Below are 17,972 nucleotides of genomic sequence, written 5' to 3'. Positions count from 1 at the left end.
ATGTCAAAAAGAGATTATTACGAGGTTCTTGAGATCAGCAAATCTGCATCAGCCGACGAAATAAAGAAAGCATACCGTAAAATGGCCATTAAATATCACCCTGATAAAAATCCGGGCGATAAAGATGCCGAAGAAAAATTTAAAGAAGCAGCAGAAGCTTACGAAGTTTTGAGCGACGAACAGAAGCGTGCGCGATACGACCAGTTCGGACACGCAGGAATGGGCGGAAACGGAGGCTTCGGAGGAGGCGGTTTCGGTGGCGGAATGAACATGGAAGATATTTTCAGCCAGTTTGGAGATATTTTCGGTGGCGGTTTCGGAGGATTTGGCGGTGGCGGCGGTGGTCGTCAACAGGTAAAAGGTTCTAATTTAAGAATCAGAATTAAGCTGAATCTTGATGAAATGGTGAACGGAACGCAGAAAACCATTAAAGTAAAGAAAATGAAGATGGCAGAAGGTGCCACTTCAAAAACCTGCCCTACCTGTAACGGTTCCGGTGTGCAGCTTAAGGTAATGAATACGATGTTCGGACAGATGCAGACCCAGACAACCTGCGGAACGTGTCAGGGAATCGGAAAAGTGGCAGATAAAATTCCTGCGGGAGCCAATGCTCAGGGATTGATTAAAGATGAAGAGGAAGTTACGATCAATATTCCAGCCGGTGCAAGAGACGGTATCCAGTTAAATGTAAGAGGAAAAGGTAATGATGCTCCTTTCGGCGGAATCCCGGGAGATTTACTGGTGATTATCGAAGAGGAAATTGATAAAGTAATTAAAAGAGAAGGAGATAATCTTCATCAGGAATTGTATATTTCATTTGCTGAAGCGGCTTTGGGAACGAAAAAAGAGGTTCCTACCGTTGGCGGAAAAGTGAAAATTACGGTGGATGCAGGAACGCAATCCGGAAAAATTCTGAGATTAGCAGGAAAAGGTCTTCCAAGTATCGACAGCTACGGAAAAGGTGATATGTTTATCCACATCAATGTATGGACTCCGCAAAAGCTGACAAAAGATCAAAAAGACTTCTTCGAAAAACAAATGAACAGCGGAGAAATGGTTGCGGAACCATCCGGTAAAGAAAAAACTTTCTTCGATAAGGTGAAAGATCTTTTCAATTAACTATATTTATAGAGGCTTTCTTTGAAAAGTCTCTTTTTGAATTTTAAAACTACTTTAAATTAAAAACCTGTACATATTGTACTTATTGTAAAAATTTCTCATGAACTACAAGCTTCAACTCCATACACCAGAATCTACGGCGAATCTTATTTTCAATACGATTACTTTTGATGCATTCAAAATTAATATTGTTGAGAGATATTTCGGACCTGCTAAAAAATCATGCGAGGTTTTATTTAAAGTAAGAACGCTGGATGACAAAATCGTAGAAAGAAGAGACGGAAATATGAGGGTAAAGATCAAAAACGAAGATCTGGAGACTTACAGACAACTGCTTTCTGTCCTGAAATCCTATGAATATAAAAACCATCTGATCAACAGAAAAAATGCAGACCAGGATTATGTACATTTTATCCTGCGACTGGTGATCATGAATTATGATCTGAACTAGGTAATTAAATTATCTTCGAAATAAAAAATTCGCGGCTTCTACGAAGCCGCGAATTTTTACTATTATCGATCAATTTTCTATGCGCGTTTTACTAAAGAAAACAAAGCTTTTCCAATGGTGAAAACAGCCACGGCAAGCAATCCTCCTCCAAGTCCCAGAATCAATTCTTTAAGAACCGTAAGCATTTTATCTGAAGACCATGATGGTAGAATATGGTGGAAATACTCTATTCGGTGTGCAAAAATTCCTCCGGCAACCATAATCAGGGCAATGGTTCCGATCACTCCTAAAGCTTTAATGACTATTGGAAGTGCTTTTACAAGAAGATGTCCCAGTTTTCCGATAATTCCTTTATCGTTACTCTTTCTGATCAGTTTAAATCCCGCATCATCCATTCTTACAATTAAAGCTACAATTCCGTAAACACCTACAGTTGCAATAAAAGCCACCAATGAGGTTACCAGAATCTGGGTAATAAAGGGATGGCTTTCTTCCAGCACTGTTCCCAAAGCAATAATTACGATTTCAATAGACAGAATAAAATCCGTAGTAATTGCAGACTTAATCTTTGCCTTTTCCGTTTCTTCAGAATTGGTATTCTTCTCCTCCACTTCTTCTACCACTTCATGCCCTTTTTTATCCCTGTGAAACAGAAACTCTATAATCTTTTCCACGCCTTCAAAAGCAAGATATAAACCTCCTAAAATTAAAACATAATTAATCGCAGGTGGATACAGCCAGTTCAGTACGAAAACAATCGGAAGAATGATGAGCTTATTAATGAATGATCCTTTTGTGATTGCCCACAAAACAGGAAGTTCTCTGGACGAAAGAAAACCAGTCGCTTTTTCAGCGTTTACAGCAAGATCGTCGCCTAAGATTCCAGCTGTTTTCTGAGTTGCTATTTTACTTGTAACCGCCACATCATCCATTAATGCAGCAATATCATCCAAGATCGCAAAAAAACCAGATGCCATAAAATTTTAATATTTTTTTAATGTTTGTTAAAGGGCAAAAATAATTATTTAATTCGGTTTTTCACATGACTGACCGAGCTTTATTTAAACTTATTTATCGCTTAGTTAATCAAGATTAATTATTTTAAAATCTGTATATCAAATTGTATTCCTCATAATTTGTATATTCGTAATAATCATCAAAAAATACCATGAAACTTACAAGGCGAATTCTAATTTCAGCCTTTAAAATCAAAATATTACAATGATATATTACACCTTCGACGTAAAAAACAGTAACAATGAGATCGTCTCAAAAGTGAAGATTGAAACTGAAAAGCTGATAGAAGTTTATGATGATGAAATGGAAATCTATCATAAGTATGGCAAAAAATTACCTCATGATGCTCCAAGACATATTGAATATCAAAATATCACCCGTTTACGGAAATTACTTTCGGAAGCAAAAACAGATATTGATTTTGCAGAAAAAAATCAATATGTACAATCTTTTTCAATTAAAGTGATGATTCGTAAAGATTTTCATTCAATTTTTTGTAAAAAATGTAGTCAGGAATATTCTCCTGAAGAAATTATTTACGAAACATGGTTTCGGGGAGAAAGTTTATTTGCTTCGGGAGGAAAAACTTTATTGTGTGAAAACAACCATTTTCTTTTCGGATATATGGAGTGGAACTCATAACAAAAAATAAAAATTTCTGGTATTATTAATTTTTAAATTCTAATTTTCTGTACATTTATTCTATGAAAAAGCTGATTCGTCGTTATCATTTCTTTGTTTTAGGGTTAATTGGCTTTATTCTGACTTCATGCAATACGAGAAAATTTAAAGTCTGGGTGGGAACGAATAACGAACAGAAAATTTACAATCTGAAATATGGCGAACATAAAAGGCAGAAAGCAGACATTTTTCTTCCTTCAGATTATCCTGAAAATTCTCCCGTTGTCTTATTGATTCATGGCGGAGCATGGACTTTGGGCAAAAAAGAACACATGATCCAGATTCAGAAAATGCTCTTTAAAAATAATATTCCGAGCATTAATATGAATTACCGGCTGGTTTCAAAATCAAAAAAAATCACGTACCGGGAACAGCTTGAAGACATCAACTCGGTGATTGCCAAATTCAACGAACTGGCGCAGAAGGCGGAGCTTCAACCCAACAATTATATCCTTTTGGGAGAAAGTGCGGGAGGTCATCTTGCTTTGCTGTATGGCTATCAAAATCCTGATAAAATTAAAAAAATCATCTCCTTAAGCGGACCGACAGATTTTTATTCTCCGGAATACCTCAATTCATTTTACTCCAAATATTCTTCACCAACCATCCAAAAAGTGGTGGGAACGAAATTTCTGCGAAAAAATTTATCGGAAGAATTTAAAAAAGCCAGTCCGATTGCCCATATTTCTAATGTTCCGACCCTTCATTTTCAGGGAAATCAGGACTTTTTAGTGAGCCCGAAACAGGGTATTTCTTTAGATTCTGCTTTAACGGCTCAAAATGTCCCTCATAAGTTTATTTTTATGGAAAATACAGGTCATGTGCCTAGATTTTTTAGTAAGAAAAAAAGAGACAGTATTATTTATCCCAATATTTTAGAATGGATTAAGGATTAGTTTCTGAAATCAGAGTTTGTATTTTGAGGTTGGCTTTTCGCGCTTCTCTATTTGCCAAGAAGGATGAATCTTAAACATATCGCAAAAAACAACCCGCTCAAATGAACGGGTTAGATCTATTTTAAAAATACTTTTTTATTTTTCGTCTTCATCAAAATTATGATTTTCATACTTGGAGAAATCCTGTTTCTTTCCGAATAAAAATTTGATAATAACCGGAACTGTTGTTATCAGAACAATCACAATAATAATCAGTTCTAATTTTTTCTTAAGATCGATTCCAAACTGATCGATGAATAATTTATCCAGATAATGTCCTGCAAAAATCAATAAAAACGACCAGAGAACCGCTCCGATAACATTATCTCTTAAAAATGCCTTTTTATCCATCTTTACGATTCCTGCAACGATCGGGGTGAATGTTCTTACCACCGGTAAAAATCTCGCCATGATAATTGCCAAAGCTCCGTTTTTCTCGAAAAAATCATGCGCCTGATAAAGATATTTCTTTTTAAACAACCATGTATCCTGCTTTTTATACAAAGCAGAACCTGTTTTTCTTCCGAAATAATAGCCTACTTCATTTCCAACAATTGCCGCTAAAGCTACAGATGCCGCTAAAATAAATGTATCGAAAAAATCGCTCCCTGTGGAGCCGAAAGTCTCTCTGATGATATCAATTGAATAAATTCCCGAAACGAAAAGCAATGAATCGCCCGGTAAAAAAAATCCTACAAAAAGACCTGTTTCGGCGAAAATGATAAACAGAATGAGCCAAAATCCTCCAAGCTTGATATAAAACTCCGGATTTAATAAATCTTTCCAGCTATTGAAATCTTCCATACATTTTGATAAGTAGCAAAAATAGGATTAATAAACGTCAATCGGAAATTTATTATAAGATTTTAACGAAATTTAAACATCCTGTTACAATTCCATATCATCATCTGAAACCGCCGTCCCATCCGCCATCAGGAAAGCTTTCAGGAACGGAGTGATGTTTCCGTTCATTACAGAATCCACATCCGAAGTTTCGTATCCGGAACGGACATCTTTTACCAGTTTATAAGGGTGCATAACGTAGTTTCGGATCTGGCTTCCCCACTCGATCTTCATTTTATTGGCTTCGATCTCGTTACGGGCTTTCATACGCTCTTCCAGTTCCATTTCGTATAATCGCGAACGAAGCAACTGCATTGCTTTTTCCTTATTCTGAAGCTGGGAACGCGATTCTGAGTTTTCAATGATGATTCCTGTAGGTGCGTGACGAAGACGAACCGCCGTTTCTACCTTGTTTACGTTCTGACCTCCTGCTCCGGAAGATCTCATGGTTTCGAATGAAATATCGGCAGGATTGATGTTGATTTCAATGGTATCATCCACCAAAGGATACACATACACCGAAACGAAACTCGTATGACGCTTCGCATTGGAATCGAAAGGCGAAATTCTTACCAGACGGTGAACTCCGTTTTCTCCACGTAAATAGCCGAATGCAAATTCTCCTTCAATTTCAAGCGTTACGGTCTTTACTCCGGCAACATCCCCTTCCTGAAAGTTCAGTTCACGGATCTTATAGCCCTGCTTTTCCGACCACATCGTATACATTCTCATCAACATCGAAGCCCAGTCACAGCTTTCTGTTCCTCCTGCTCCTGCAGTGATCTGTAAAACGGCAGAAAGCTCATCCCCTTCATTGGAAAGCATATTTTTGAACTCAAGGTCTTCGATTTTTTCAACCAGTTGAGGGAACGTTTCGTCCAGTTCTTTCTCGGAATCCGGATCTTCTTTGGCAAATTCTGCTAAAACCTGTAAATCTTCAAACTGGGTATTGATTTCGTCATACGCTTCCACCCACTTCTTTTTGGAACGGAGCTGTTTCAGAAATCCTTCAGCTTCTTTAGGATTGTCCCAAAACTCAGGAGCTGCTGTTTTTTCATCATCATTAGAAATTTCTATCTTCTTTTTATCGATCTGAAGATATTTATGTAAATCATCAATTCTTGACTGAATTTCTTTTATCTGGTCGCTGTTAATCACGATTGTTTATTTTTTGCAAAAATACGGATAAAATTATGAGTGCAAATTTTTGTCCCGCAGATTTCGCGAATTAGTACAGATTCCTGCTGAAATATACCTTCAGCTTATATATTGGTATTCTTAGTTAATTTCAAATTTAAACACATCAATCACTTAAGATTTTAATTCTTTCGTATTGTAGAGAAGAACACATTAGTTTCTGAAAATCTTTGATTTTCTTCCCACTTGTCTTTTATTTTAAAGTAATAAAAACTAATGTGACTGAAATTAAATCATTTCCGCCACAATCTCCCCGATTTTCGGAGCCAGCGCAACGCCCATTCCCGAAAGGCGGACTGAGCAAAACTGTCTTTCTGAAAGTTGTTTTACAATCGGTGTTTTTTCGGTTCCCATTGCCATAATTCCTGACCAGCGATGAGCGATTTCAACATGGTGATTGGGTAAAATGACTTCTTTCAAAAAATTTTCAAGATGATTCTGCAAAAATTCTGTGGTTTCAAAAGATGTGGTTTCTTCTGTTTTAAAATCCTGATTTCTTCCGCCTCCGAGTAAAATCCGGTTTCCGAGATTTCTGAAATAGTAAAAACCTTCATCATAATGAAATGTCCCTTTCAATTTCAGATGTTCAATCGGTTCCGTTAAAATAATCTGTCCTCGAGCCGGAATAATTTCTTCCTTGTCTAAAAATCTTGAAGCAAAAGCATTCGTACAGTGTATTAACTGATCTGCCTTCACAGAAAGATTTTTTGAAAGATGAACTTCAATTTCATCTGAATGTTCCGTGATATTTTCAGCTTCTGTTCCGAAAAGAAATTCAACCTTTAATTCGTGACACTTTTCAAGTAACTTCTGAAGCAGTTTTCCTGAATGCAGACTTCCTTCACACGGATTTTCAATGAGATATTGAGATTTCACCAAACCGAATTTCTGAATTTTATGCCTGTTTAAAAAATAGGTTTCTTCAACATTGGTAATGGATTTCAGCTTTTGATTCACTTCATCCATTTTTTGTAAAGGCTCATCATGGTTAAGAATTTCAAAACCGCCATTCAGATCAAAATCTATTTCGGAATTTTTAAAATAATGCTGAATTTTCTGCAAACCGTCAAACCTCATCTTTACAAGGTCTAATGTTTTTTTCCAGCCCATTTTTTCAGAATCGGCAATTACTTCCGTTAAACTTCCGAAACACGCAAAACCTGCATTTCTCGTGGAAGCACCCATCGGAACAGAATTTCGTTCAATGATCAAAACAGATTTTCCGGGATATTTTTCTTTAATGGAGATTGCCGTCCAAAGTCCCGTAAAACCGGCTCCGATAATAATAACCTCGCGTTTTCTGTAAAAAGTTTCAAGTTCCCAGATGCTGTTCATAAGTAATTTGTGGTGAATGGTTATTGGTGAATTTGCTTTGCTTGTGAATTTTTTTAAAAACTTTTATAATTAACGTGAGTTTGATGTAAAACAATACAAAAATATCAATAGGAATGGGCTTTAGCCCATTTTAATGATTAAGAAAACAATTGGCTTTAGCCAAAACTTATATTCAATTTTTATTAAAGTCAATTTTGATTTAGAAGCTTCTTACATTGAACTTATTTATGGTATTAATTTAAACACATAAGTCACATGAGTTTTTACTTTAAATGCTCAATAATAAAGATCACATAAGAAAAATCAAAGATTTTCAAAAACTAACGTATTCTTGCATATAATTTGAAATTTATCTTAAATCTTATACGACTTATGTGTCTAAATTAATTAGAACAAGCTTGATAAAAAATTCACAAGCAAATCAAATTACTTTAAAAGCTCAATAGAAAAGATCTCATAAAGAAAATCAAAGATTTTCAAAAACTAATGTGTTCTTACATATAATTTCAAGTTGATTTTAAATCTCATGTGACTTATGTGTTTAAATTAAATAGTTTGTAAAAAATCATTTAACCATTCACAACCCACAAGCAAAGCGTATTCACCTTTCTATCCCTGACTTCCCTCTTCTTCACCGTTATGATGAAATCCGATGATTCTTCTTGGTTCTTCAACTGCTTTGTAAGTATCCAGCTCTTTTTTAAGATTCTGAATTCTCTGCTGGAACTGATCGAAATTATTGATGATCGCATCTGCTAAAAATCTCGCAATCTGATCCAGATATTCTTCCGTCAGTTTCGCCGCCGCATCTCTTAAAGCGCCTTTTAAAAGTTTCTGATCGATCTTTAAATTTTCGTTCCGCGTTTTCTGATATTCGTTTTTAATTCTCTTCTTCAAACTTTGGGTAAAATCAATCAGCATCGTATTGCTGAATACTTTCATTTGTGAAGAAACCTCATTCCAGAAAGGAATTTTATCGGCTTTGTTGTTTTTTAAAATCTTAAACAGCAAAGAATCCTTCTCCAGATTTTTTGTCATCGCATATAAAATGATTTCAGATCTTTCCGCAAGATTGGGCGGAAAAACCGGAATCATGACATCGAATCTTCCGGGAGCCAGAATTTCTTCATTAATTTCAGAAACGGAATTTGCAGATCCTACCATTAAAAGATTTCCCTGCTCAAATTTCGAAATATAGTGCAGAATAAGTTCCTGTGTTTCCAGATTACAGGAAGCGACATTATTGTCTGCTTTCCTTGCCATCATAATTTCATCAAAGTCTTCCAGAAACAGCAGAATTTTGTCTTTTTTCATGATGGTTACCAGAAAATCATTGAAATTGGTCTGAATTCCGTCTACAAAAGAGGTTCCGAGGTAATGTTTTTTAACTTCTTTAAATTGATAGCCTATAATTTCGGCAATTTTATTTGCCCAGAAAATCTTACCGCTTCCGGGAGGTCCGTACAGAATAATTCCGGCAGGTTTATTGATTCCCCAGTCTTTAATCTGCTGCGGATTTAAAAACGGTTCCAGAGCGCCTGAAATATAGAAGAAAAGATCTCTGTAGCCGATGAAATCTCTTTTCTGAAGGCTGGTTTTATGCCCGAAATAATCGTATACAAACTGATAATTTCCGCCCAGTTTGTTATCGATTCCGTAGCTTGAAATGGAGGATTTGAAGAAACCGTTGTCGAAAATATTCGGATCGGCTTCTTTAATGGCTTTTTCTATTTTTTCTTTGGGCTGATTGATGGTTTCCGAAATCTGTTCCAGTGTTTTCGTTTTGTCTAAATCTTTTTCGTAAAGTTTTAAAAACTCAATATTTTCGCGTGCAAACTTTTCAAAATCTTCTTTTACTTCAAAATTTGTGCTTATGCATTCTACAAGCTCAAGATCAAAATCCTGAATAAACTGTTTGATCGCTTCTGCTGAAACGTTAAGTTCTTTTGCCAGTTCAATTAACTTCATAATTCCCTATTAATTCTATCAAATTTAATGTTTTTAGAAATTAAATTTTACGGATTGATGATATAATTTGTAACAAAACGTGAATTATATACACTACTACTATGTAAAACAAATTACATGGAAAAAATTTTATCAGTAAAGAATCTGACTAAAAAATTCAAGAGAATCGTGGTAAACAATATCTCCTTTGATGTGGAAAAGGGGAATGTTTACGGACTTTTAGGACCGAACGGAAGCGGAAAATCCACCACTTTCGGGATGCTGCTTTCTACGATTAACCCGACAAGCGGAGAATGGTACTGGTTTGGAAAGAAAGGAACTGATCCGGATACGCTGAAAAAAATCGGGGCGATTATAGAACAGCCTAATTTTTATCCTTATCTGAATGCGGAGACTAATCTTAAAATTGTTGCCGAAATTAAAGGAACACCTTATTCCAGAATTGATGAAGTGCTGAAAACGGTTAATCTTCTGGAAAGAAAAAAAGATCCGTTCCGAACGTATTCTCTGGGAATGAAACAGCGTCTTGCGATTGCTTCGGCGATGCTGAACAATCCGGAGGTTCTTATTCTGGATGAGCCTACAAACGGTCTTGATCCTGAAGGAATTATCCAGATCAGAGATATCATCAATAATATTGCAAAACAGGGTATTACGATTATTATTGCGAGTCACCTTCTGGATGAAATTGAAAAGATATGCAGTCATGTAATTGTTTTGAAGGAGGGAAATTCCATCTATTGCGGAAGGGTGGATGAGATGACCGCCAATAATGGTTATTTTGAATTGAAAGCAGACAACAATACATTGCTTTTAAATGCACTGAATGAGCTGCAGTGGTTTACTGCGGTAAATCCGGAAGGCGATATTCTGAAAGCACAGATCCGTGATGATGCTTCTATTTCGGCTTCGGCGCTGAACCAGAAACTGGCTGAAAAAGGGATTTTCTTATCTCATTTAACGAAGAAAAAACTGTCTCTTGAATCTCAATTCCTTGAACTTGTAAAAAACACAAAATAATCATGCTGAAATTACTAAAACTAGAATATTACAAAAACCTGAACTACAGACCGTTTAAGGTTTTTACGATCTTATATTTTGCGATTCTTATTACTTTGCTTTTCGTCGGACTGGTAGATTTTGATGCTTTCGGAGGAAAGATTAATTTGAAAGAGCAGGGAATTTACAATTTTCCGGGAATCTGGAATTTCACAACATGGATTGTGGCTTTGCTGAAGATTTTCTTAGGATTAATCATTGTTTTTTCGATTTCGCAGGAATTCAGCAACCGGATGTTTAAGCAGAATACGATTGACGGTTTAAGCAGAAAGGAATTTATCAGCTCTAAATTGTTAACGATAAGCATTTTCACGATTATTTCCACGGTTATTGTATTTGCGCTTACTTTATTTTTGGGATATCAGTATTCCGATACGACAGATTCAGGAAAAGTTTTTGAAGAGGTTTTCTTTATTGGCAACTACTTTGTGAAGCTGTTTACATTTTTCTGTTTTCTGATGTTTCTTTCGGTTTTGCTGAGAAAATCGGTCTTTGTTTTTCTTGCATTCTTTGTTTTGTGGATTGCAGAAAGCATTTTGTCGACCATAGAAGTTTTCTCAAAGGTAAGAGGAACACAGGAAGCGGAACGATTAAAGATTATGAAAGACGATTTCTTCATCAGTCATCTTTTTCCGCTGGAAAGTATGTCGAGCCTTATTCCCAATCCTATGATGCGTTTAAAAGCGGCGCAAATCTTTGGCGGAAAATATGAATTCCACTACCCTACCGAAAGCTTAATTGCGTGTCTGGTTTGGTGTGCGATTTTTATTTTCGGGTCGTACTGGATTCTCAGAAAGAAGGACTGGTAATTTTTTTGAAACATTCAACACAATATATTCAGATTATTTTTTTAAGTGGTTCGTTTTTACGGATCACTTTTTTTATTTTTTGGCTTAAAATTTTCATTCAGATGAAATTAAATTATTACCATGAAAAAGATCTATTATTTTCCGGGACTGATCAGTGCTTTGCTGATTCCTGTTTTGTTCTGGTATTACATTCATCCATATATTGATAAAACAGTTTATAATGTGGTTGACATTGGACTCCCTGCGAAACTTAGAAAAGACAATTATAATCAGAATGCTACCTTTGAACCACTAAGAAACTGGAATTACAAGAAAATTGCCGTTCCACCAAATGAAGCCAAAAATAATTCGGATTTTTTTGTTTCCGAAATCAAAGCAATGCAGAAAAGAAATGAGAAAAATTCCGGAATTGAATTTATTCTTTCTGACAAAAATACTTATGCAGATCTCATTTCCATTTTAAATGATATGCACATTTCGAAAAATGATATGTATGCTATAGATACAGAGAAAACCGGAAATATTTTTGCAGTTCATTATTATGTTGAACCAACTAAAGAAAAAGAATCCGAATATCTTTTGTGCAATGACTTGATTTACGAAGTTGAAGAACCTACTTTTATGGATAAGTTTTTAGCCTTTAATCAACATTTCCAAACAGTTTTTGAAAATGTATCTCAACTTCCAAAAGGCGCATACTACATTTTATTTGCTTTTCTATTGTTTCTGAATATTTCCATGTTAAGCATTAAAGAACGATTTCTGCTAAAACTCCAATAGATTCTTCAATGCGCTCCACTTCGTTCCGCTCCTTTCTGAATAACAGAGTCCTAAATTTAAAGTATAAACATAAAAAGGCTGCCTTTCGGCAGCCCCTTCAATCACCTCTTCACTTAACACTTACTTTTTATCTTTATCGAGTAGAGAAATATATTCTCCGTAACCTTTTTCCTGCATTTCCGCTTTCGGAATAAACTTCAGAGAAGCTGAATTGATGCAGTAACGAAGTCCGCCTTTGTCTGCAGGTCCGTCATTGAAAACGTGTCCCAAATGCGCATCTCCGGTTTTACTTCTCACCTCCACTCTTGTCATTCCGTGAGAACGGTCTAACTTCTCTTCGATTAATTTTTTGGTAATCGGTTTAGAAAAACTTGGCCATCCGCAACCGGATTCAAATTTATCTGTTGAGATAAACAAAGGTTCTCCTGTGGTAATATCTACGTAAATTCCTTCTCTGGTTTCATCCCAGTATTCGTTCTGGAAAGCTCTTTCCGTACCGTTTTCCTGAGTAACGTTATACTGTTCGGCAGTCAGTTTTTCTTTTAAAACCTTTTTATCCTGCTTCTGATATTTGGTTTCGTTACTTCCTTTTGTTTCTTTTTTTGGCGGATTGGCATTTCTTGCCATTTCAAACAATCCCGGTTCGATGTGGCAGTAACCTCCCGGATTTTTATCCAGATAATCCTGATGATAATCTTCCGCTTTATAGAAATTCTTTAAAGGAATGGTTTCCACCACAACTGGTTTGCTGTAATTTTTAGCCAGTTTTGCCACTTCAGCTTTTACGATCGCTTCCGTTTCCTTATCTGTGGAATAAATTCCCGTTCTGTATTGGTTTCCTCTGTCATTTCCCTGTTTGTCGATGCTTGTAGGATCTATGGTTTTAAAATACAGATCAATTAATAGTTTTAAATCTACTACTTCAGGATCGTATTTCACTTTTACGGTTTCGGCAAAACCTGTGGTATGACTTACTACTTCTTCATATGTAGGATTCTTTTTATTTCCGTTGGCATAGCCAACTTCTGTTCCTACTACTCCGCGAATCTGCTGAAAAAAATGCTCGGTTCCCCAGAAACATCCTCCTGCAAAATAAACTTCCTTTACATTTTTATTGTCCATAATGGTCTCATTTTCTTTTTTTGTGTCTGTGGATTTTTGTCTGGCATCTCCACAGCTTGTCGCAAAAACTGCTATTCCCAGTACTACACTGAGTAAAATTAGTATGTTTTTCATTTTTATTTTATTATTCATTTTTTCACATTTAAAATCATTAAACCAAATCCTAAAAGCATCAGATCCTTCAGAATGAAAAAGTCTGTAACCGGAATTCCATCGACCACTTTCCAAACTCCCGGAGTTGTAAACAAATAGCTTAAGGTAGTAAGGAAAGTAACAATCATTCCGATGGCGGCGTACTTTCTGAGTGATGCAAATTTCACACTAAAAATTAAAAGTATTGCAATGATAATTTCTATCACTCCGATAGTATCAGACACTGCCTGAATGCTTACAATATTATATACGAAAAAAGTAAGGAAATGGTTTTCCACCAAAGGTTTTATCGCGTTCGCTTCTGTGGGTGTAAATTTGAAGATTCCAATCCAGAGCAGAATAAGAGCAGCTCCGAAAAGTGAGAGGTAATACCCTGCTTTTCCGGCAAGGTTTTCGTTATCGATTTTAAGTGCAGTTCCGTTCATTTTTTAAGATTTTGAGTTAATACTTTATTATTTTCAAAAGTATAGTCGGAACGTTTTCAAAATCCTGACAAAAATTTTATTAAAGATCTAAATTTTTAACCATTTTTTCTTTAAAACCCTGAATTTCAGAATCATTAATTTTATCTTTCTGTTCGTTGAGAAGTTTTCTTTTTAAAATTTCATCTAAAATTTCCAGCTTTTCTTTATACGCTCTGCACCATTTACAGATTTTCAGATGCATGGAAAGTTTTCGATTCTCTTTTGAAGAAATTGTACCTGCGTTTCTTTTTTCCATGAGCATGGTTGCCTGGCTGCATGGTAAAAATAGGATATGGATTAGTTTTTTTAACATTTTAAAATCATTTTAAGACTTGGCAAACCAGTTAAATTCCAGACATTCTCTTAGTTGCATTCTGCTTCTCTGCAGAATCTTCCAAAGATTAGTCGTAGAAATATTGAGTTCCTGACTTACTTCAGGTGCTTTTTTTTCTTGAAGATAATACATTTTCATCGGAAGTTTCCACCGAACGGGCAATTCTTCCAGGCAATCCTCCAATGTTGTATTAAATTCTGTATCGTCTAAAAGTTCTGTTCCTTTATTTTCAGCATTCCAGTCATTCAGCACATCGTCATTTTTCCACGATCCGGTCTCATCAAAAAAATGATCCAGACTTATCTGCGGTTCCGATTTGTATTTTTTGCGGTAAAAATCGGCAACCTTTCGGTTTAGAATTGTCATTAACCACGTTAAAGGCTGACTTTTCCCTTCAAAGGATTCATATGACGAAAAAGCAGAGACAAAAACCTCCTGAACAATGTCTTCCGCCTCTACTCTATCCGACAGCAGATAAACAGCTCTTCTCAACAACTGCCCGGAATACTGATCGATCCAGCTTTTGATGGTTTCATTTTTTGTCATATATTTAAAATTATGAAAAAATCAGCACATTTTTACAGTAGTTAGTATATAAAAGATAATAACGAAAATACAGGTGTATATTATTGTAAAAAGTATTGCCCAAAATCCTTTCATACTTCTTTGTAATATCAGACTCCAAATCGATAAAATCCAATTAATGAGAAGTACAGGAATGATAAGATATATGCAAAAAATAAAAATTGTGCCCGTAACATTTTCTGAAAAAAAACCATTTAAAAAGTACAATAAGATAAGTAAAACAGGATGTGCAATATTAATTATTATAGCCCATTTCGCAAGTCTTTCCGCTTTTGTTATCATCACATAAGTTTTTGTAAAAGTAAAAAAAATTAATATCCTTTGTATTAAAAACAGACTATTTATCCTTTATTCAAATAACTACATTTGAAAACGTAAAACTATTCTTTTACATTACTTTAAAAATCTTAAATTTGCATCTTATCAAAATTGTAAAAAGCAAAGCAATATATAGTATTATGACATCACAAGAGATTCGTCAAAAATTTTTAGATTATTTTAAAAGTAAAGAACACCTTATCGTTCCTTCGGCTCCTATTGTGCTGAAAGACGATCCTACCCTTATGTTTTCCAACTCGGGAATGACGCAGTTTAAAGATTATTTTTTAGGTTACAAAGAACCTAAAGCCCCAAGAATTGCCGATACCCAGAAATGTTTAAGAGTTTCCGGAAAGCACAATGATCTGGATGATGTAGGTAGAGATACCTATCACCACACCATGTTTGAAATGTTGGGGAACTGGTCTTTTGGTGACTATTTTAAAAAAGATGCTATTGCTTTTGCCTGGGAATTGCTGACGGAAGTGTACGGAATTCCTAAAGAAAATCTTTACGTAACCATTTTTGAAGGAGATGCTTCCGAAAATCTGGAAAGAGATCAAGATGCTTACGATTTCTGGAAATCCCACATTTCTGAAGACAGAATCATCAACGGAAACAAGAAGGACAATTTCTGGGAAATGGGAGCAAGCGGACCTTGCGGACCGTGTTCTGAAATTCATGTTGACTTAAGAACTCCGGAAGAAAAAGCTACAATTTCCGGTCTTGAATTGGTGAACAATGACCATCCTCAAGTGGTGGAAGTCTGGAATCTCGTTTTTATGGAATTCAACAGAAAAGCTGATGGTTCTTTGGAAAAACTTCCTGCACAACATGTTGATACCGGAATGGGCTTCGAACGTCTTTGTATGGCGCTTCAGGGAAAATCTTCCAATTATGACACGGATGTTTTCACCCCTTTGATTGCTAAAGTGGAAGAACTTTCAGGGAAAAAATATACCGGAATTTTAAAAGACGAAAAGGATATTGCGATTCGTGTTGTGGTAGATCACATCAGAGCAGTTTCTTTTGCCATTGCGGACGGACAATTGCCTTCAAGCGGAGGTGCAGGTTACGTTATCCGAAGAATTTTAAGAAGAGGGGTTTCCTATTCTTACAGATTCTTAGACATGAAAGAACCTTTCCTTTATAAATTGGTTGCCGTTCTTCAGGAGCAAATGGGTAAATTCTTCCCTGAACTTGAAAAACAGGGAGCTTTGGTTACAGAAGTGATCAAAAGCGAGGAGGAATCTTTTCTTAATAAAATTGAAAACGGACTGATAAGAGTTGAAAAATTAATTCAGCAGACCATTGAAAGCAATTTGAAGGTACTTCCAAGCGATGAAGTTTTCGAATTATATGATACTTACGGCTTTCCGAATGATTTAACGAGAATTATTGCTGAAGAAAAAGGCTTAACGATTGATGAAGCAGGTTTTGAAGCGAGAAAAAAAGAGCAACAGGAGCGTTCCAGAGGCGGTGCTGAACAAAAAGTCCACGACTGGGTAATTCTTGAGGAAAAAGCAGAAAATTTTGTAGGCTACGACCAATTAGAATCTGAAACTTACATTACAAGATACCGAAAAATAGAAAATAAAGACGGAGAATTTTATCAGGTAGTTCTAAGCGAAACGCCTTTCTATCCGGATGGCGGCGGACAGGTTGGAGATAAAGGTCTTCTTGAAAATGCCACGGAAAGTTTTGAGGTTCTGGAAACCAAAAAAGAAAACGGGCTGATTATTTCGTTAATTAACGGTCTTCCGAAAGATGCAGGAGCAGTTTTCTATGCTAAAGTAAATGTCACGGAAAGAAAAAATTCTCAGGCAAACCATTCGGTAACGCACTTACTGCATGAAGCGCTAAGAGAAGTTCTGGGAACGCACGTTGAACAGAAAGGTTCTTACGTAGGTCCCGATTATCTGCGTTTCGACTTCTCCCACTTCAACAAAATGACGGAAGAAGAACTGGCTTTGGTAGAAAATAAAGTGAATGCAAAAATCAAAGAAAGTATTGCGTTACAGGAGTTCAGAAGCATCCCGATTCAGGAGGCTTTAGACAAGGGAGCAATGGCTTTGTTTGGCGAAAAATACGGAGACAATGTAAGAATGATCCAGTTTGGAAGCTCAAAAGAACTTTGTGGTGGAACTCACGTAAAAAACACCAGCGAAATAGGTCATTTTAAAATTCTTTCCGAAAGTTCCGCAGCAGCAGGAATCAGAAGAATTGAAGCGATCTCCGGAGACGAATCTGAAAAATATTTCAAAAATCTTGAAAAGCAGGTTGCTGAACTTTCTCAGTTGTTAAAATCCAAAGACATCATCCGTTCGATTGAAAAACTGATGGAAGAAAATGCTTCTTTAAAATCGGAAGTGGAAGCTTTCAAGAAAGAAAAAGCAAAAGGTGAAATCGGCGACTGGAAAAATGCTTACGAACAAAAAGGCGACAAACAGCTTTTGGTAAAGAAAACGTCTCTTGATGCAGGTTCTGTAAAAGACATCGTATTCCAGTTGAAGAGAGAAATCCCGACTTCAGTAACGATTATCCTTTCTGATGCAGACGGAAAACCAATGATTACGGTGGGTGTTTCAGATGATCTGGCTGCAAATTATCAGGCGGGAACTATCGTAAAAGATTTAGCAAAAGAAATCCAAGGCGGCGGCGGCGGAAATCCTGGTTTTGCAACAGCAGGAGGAAAAAATCTTGATGGTCTTGAAAATGCCTATCAGAAAGCTTTGAATATTTAAACAAACTTAAAACGTCAATAAAGTTATTATAGAAAATCAGTTGTACCATCTTTGTGTA

The 17,972-nt window shown here is 36.0% G+C and carries 18 protein-coding genes; 9 read left to right on the top strand and 9 right to left on the bottom strand.

Going from position 1 to position 17,972, the window contains the following annotated elements; genetic code table 11:
* Together dnaJ and PFY09_RS19865 are read left to right on the top strand one after the other, a co-directional pair.
* The gene (dnaJ, locus tag PFY09_RS19870) at window positions 1-1,119 is read left to right on the top strand and encodes a molecular chaperone DnaJ (protein ID WP_256039055.1); all 1,119 of its coding nucleotides are present in this window, start codon (window positions 1-3) and stop codon (window positions 1,117-1,119) included.
* Between the two features lie 100 nt (window positions 1,120-1,219).
* Window positions 1,220-1,570 (top strand): prevent-host-death protein, encoded by a 351-nt coding sequence (locus PFY09_RS19865; RefSeq protein ID WP_076392458.1) that lies wholly within the window; start codon window positions 1,220-1,222, stop codon window positions 1,568-1,570.
* A gap of 77 nt (window positions 1,571-1,647) precedes the next feature.
* Here the strand turns inward: PFY09_RS19865 and PFY09_RS19860 are convergent, their stop codons facing one another.
* Window positions 1,648-2,547 (bottom strand): DUF808 domain-containing protein, encoded by a 900-nt coding sequence (locus PFY09_RS19860; protein ID WP_268053602.1) that lies wholly within the window; start codon window positions 2,545-2,547, stop codon window positions 1,648-1,650.
* A 244-nt stretch (window positions 2,548-2,791) separates the two neighbouring features.
* Here PFY09_RS19860 and PFY09_RS19855 point away from each other — a divergent pair, with 244 nt between their 5' ends.
* Both PFY09_RS19855 and PFY09_RS19850 read left to right on the top strand, forming a co-directional pair.
* Window positions 2,792-3,229, top strand: a complete 438-nt coding sequence (locus PFY09_RS19855) for a chorismate mutase family protein (RefSeq protein WP_271160843.1) — start codon at window positions 2,792-2,794, stop codon at window positions 3,227-3,229.
* A 62-nt stretch (window positions 3,230-3,291) separates the two neighbouring features.
* Window positions 3,292-4,164 carry an alpha/beta hydrolase gene (locus PFY09_RS19850; protein WP_271160842.1) on the top strand — a complete coding sequence of 291 codons (873 nt, stop codon included), beginning with the start codon at window positions 3,292-3,294 and terminating at the stop codon, window positions 4,162-4,164.
* 135 nt (window positions 4,165-4,299) lie between these two features.
* Here PFY09_RS19850 and PFY09_RS19845 read toward each other — a convergent pair whose 3' ends face one another.
* The 4 genes from PFY09_RS19845 to PFY09_RS19830 all read right to left on the bottom strand — a co-directional run bounded on the left by PFY09_RS19845 (window position 4,300) and on the right by PFY09_RS19830 (window position 9,546).
* A complete protein-coding gene (locus PFY09_RS19845) occupies window positions 4,300-5,007 on the bottom strand; it encodes a DedA family protein (protein WP_076392450.1) in 708 nt (235 codons plus the stop codon).
* A gap of 84 nt (window positions 5,008-5,091) precedes the next feature.
* Window positions 5,092-6,204 carry a peptide chain release factor 2 gene (gene prfB, locus PFY09_RS19840; RefSeq protein WP_087709536.1) on the bottom strand — a complete coding sequence of 371 codons (1,113 nt, stop codon included), beginning with the start codon at window positions 6,202-6,204 and terminating at the stop codon, window positions 5,092-5,094.
* Window positions 6,205-6,471: 267 nt separating this feature from the next.
* Entirely contained in the window at window positions 6,472-7,578 is a 1,107-nt protein-coding gene (locus PFY09_RS19835; RefSeq protein WP_271160841.1) for an NAD(P)/FAD-dependent oxidoreductase, read from the bottom strand.
* 609 nt (window positions 7,579-8,187) lie between these two features.
* On the bottom strand, window positions 8,188-9,546 hold the full coding sequence (locus tag PFY09_RS19830) for an AAA family ATPase (RefSeq protein WP_271160840.1): 1,359 nt from the start codon (window positions 9,544-9,546) through the stop codon (window positions 8,188-8,190).
* A gap of 117 nt (window positions 9,547-9,663) precedes the next feature.
* Here PFY09_RS19830 and PFY09_RS19825 point away from each other — a divergent pair, with 117 nt between their 5' ends.
* From PFY09_RS19825 to PFY09_RS19815, 3 genes are all read left to right on the top strand, one after another.
* Window positions 9,664-10,566, top strand: a complete 903-nt coding sequence (locus PFY09_RS19825) for an ABC transporter ATP-binding protein (RefSeq protein ID WP_076392438.1) — start codon at window positions 9,664-9,666, stop codon at window positions 10,564-10,566.
* A gap of 2 nt (window positions 10,567-10,568) precedes the next feature.
* A complete protein-coding gene (locus tag PFY09_RS19820; protein ID WP_271160839.1) occupies window positions 10,569-11,414 on the top strand; it encodes an ABC transporter permease in 846 nt (281 codons plus the stop codon).
* A 120-nt stretch (window positions 11,415-11,534) separates the two neighbouring features.
* Window positions 11,535-12,194, top strand: coding sequence for a hypothetical protein (locus PFY09_RS19815; protein WP_271160838.1), 660 nt, complete (start codon window positions 11,535-11,537; stop codon window positions 12,192-12,194).
* Between the two features lie 120 nt (window positions 12,195-12,314).
* Here the strand turns inward: PFY09_RS19815 and msrB are convergent, their stop codons facing one another.
* The 4 genes from msrB to PFY09_RS19795 all read right to left on the bottom strand — a co-directional run bounded on the left by msrB (window position 12,315) and on the right by PFY09_RS19795 (window position 14,813).
* Window positions 12,315-13,430, bottom strand: a complete 1,116-nt coding sequence (gene msrB / locus PFY09_RS19810; protein ID WP_271160837.1) for a peptide-methionine (R)-S-oxide reductase MsrB — start codon at window positions 13,428-13,430, stop codon at window positions 12,315-12,317.
* 14 nt (window positions 13,431-13,444) lie between these two features.
* Window positions 13,445-13,894, bottom strand: a complete 450-nt coding sequence (locus PFY09_RS19805; RefSeq protein ID WP_271160836.1) for a DUF417 family protein — start codon at window positions 13,892-13,894, stop codon at window positions 13,445-13,447.
* 79 nt (window positions 13,895-13,973) lie between these two features.
* The gene (locus PFY09_RS19800) at window positions 13,974-14,246 is read right to left on the bottom strand and encodes a hypothetical protein (RefSeq protein ID WP_271160835.1); all 273 of its coding nucleotides are present in this window, start codon (window positions 14,244-14,246) and stop codon (window positions 13,974-13,976) included.
* A gap of 12 nt (window positions 14,247-14,258) precedes the next feature.
* On the bottom strand, window positions 14,259-14,813 hold the full coding sequence (locus tag PFY09_RS19795) for an RNA polymerase sigma factor (RefSeq protein WP_271160834.1): 555 nt from the start codon (window positions 14,811-14,813) through the stop codon (window positions 14,259-14,261).
* 157 nt (window positions 14,814-14,970) lie between these two features.
* On the opposite strand from PFY09_RS19795, the gene PFY09_RS19790 reads away from it, so the two are divergent.
* Together PFY09_RS19790 and alaS are read left to right on the top strand one after the other, a co-directional pair.
* On the top strand, window positions 14,971-15,141 hold the full coding sequence (locus tag PFY09_RS19790; RefSeq protein ID WP_271160833.1) for a hypothetical protein: 171 nt from the start codon (window positions 14,971-14,973) through the stop codon (window positions 15,139-15,141).
* 169 nt (window positions 15,142-15,310) lie between these two features.
* Window positions 15,311-17,914, top strand: coding sequence for an alanine--tRNA ligase (alaS, locus tag PFY09_RS19785; RefSeq protein ID WP_271160832.1), 2,604 nt, complete (start codon window positions 15,311-15,313; stop codon window positions 17,912-17,914).
* Window positions 17,915-17,972 lie beyond the last annotated feature (58 nt).

The sequence above is a fragment of the Chryseobacterium gambrini genome (assembly GCF_027920505.1).
Lineage (GTDB): Bacteria > Bacteroidota > Bacteroidia > Flavobacteriales > Weeksellaceae > Chryseobacterium > Chryseobacterium gambrini.
Note: the sequence above shows the minus strand (reverse complement) of the source record. Positions and strands in the feature narration are given on the sequence as shown.

Coding starts and splice junctions, on each gene's coding strand:
- PFY09_RS19860 (WP_268053602.1), bottom strand. CDS start 2,547: ATGGCATCTGGTTTTTTTGCGATCTTGGATGATATTGCTGCATTAATG.
- PFY09_RS19790 (WP_271160833.1), top strand. CDS start 14,971: ATGAGAAGTACAGGAATGATAAGATATATGCAAAAAATAAAAATTGTG.
- msrB (WP_271160837.1), bottom strand. CDS start 13,430: ATGAAAAACATACTAATTTTACTCAGTGTAGTACTGGGAATAGCAGTT.
- PFY09_RS19845 (WP_076392450.1), bottom strand. CDS start 5,007: ATGGAAGATTTCAATAGCTGGAAAGATTTATTAAATCCGGAGTTTTAT.
- PFY09_RS19855 (WP_271160843.1), top strand. CDS start 2,792: ATGATATATTACACCTTCGACGTAAAAAACAGTAACAATGAGATCGTC.
- PFY09_RS19795 (WP_271160834.1), bottom strand. CDS start 14,813: ATGACAAAAAATGAAACCATCAAAAGCTGGATCGATCAGTATTCCGGG.
- PFY09_RS19800 (WP_271160835.1), bottom strand. CDS start 14,246: ATGTTAAAAAAACTAATCCATATCCTATTTTTACCATGCAGCCAGGCA.
- PFY09_RS19830 (WP_271160840.1), bottom strand. CDS start 9,546: ATGAAGTTAATTGAACTGGCAAAAGAACTTAACGTTTCAGCAGAAGCG.
- PFY09_RS19805 (WP_271160836.1), bottom strand. CDS start 13,894: ATGAACGGAACTGCACTTAAAATCGATAACGAAAACCTTGCCGGAAAA.
- dnaJ (WP_256039055.1), top strand. CDS start 1: ATGTCAAAAAGAGATTATTACGAGGTTCTTGAGATCAGCAAATCTGCA.
- PFY09_RS19825 (WP_076392438.1), top strand. CDS start 9,664: ATGGAAAAAATTTTATCAGTAAAGAATCTGACTAAAAAATTCAAGAGA.
- PFY09_RS19865 (WP_076392458.1), top strand. CDS start 1,220: ATGAACTACAAGCTTCAACTCCATACACCAGAATCTACGGCGAATCTT.
- PFY09_RS19820 (WP_271160839.1), top strand. CDS start 10,569: ATGCTGAAATTACTAAAACTAGAATATTACAAAAACCTGAACTACAGA.
- PFY09_RS19850 (WP_271160842.1), top strand. CDS start 3,292: ATGAAAAAGCTGATTCGTCGTTATCATTTCTTTGTTTTAGGGTTAATT.
- PFY09_RS19815 (WP_271160838.1), top strand. CDS start 11,535: ATGAAAAAGATCTATTATTTTCCGGGACTGATCAGTGCTTTGCTGATT.
- PFY09_RS19835 (WP_271160841.1), bottom strand. CDS start 7,578: ATGAACAGCATCTGGGAACTTGAAACTTTTTACAGAAAACGCGAGGTT.
- alaS (WP_271160832.1), top strand. CDS start 15,311: ATGACATCACAAGAGATTCGTCAAAAATTTTTAGATTATTTTAAAAGT.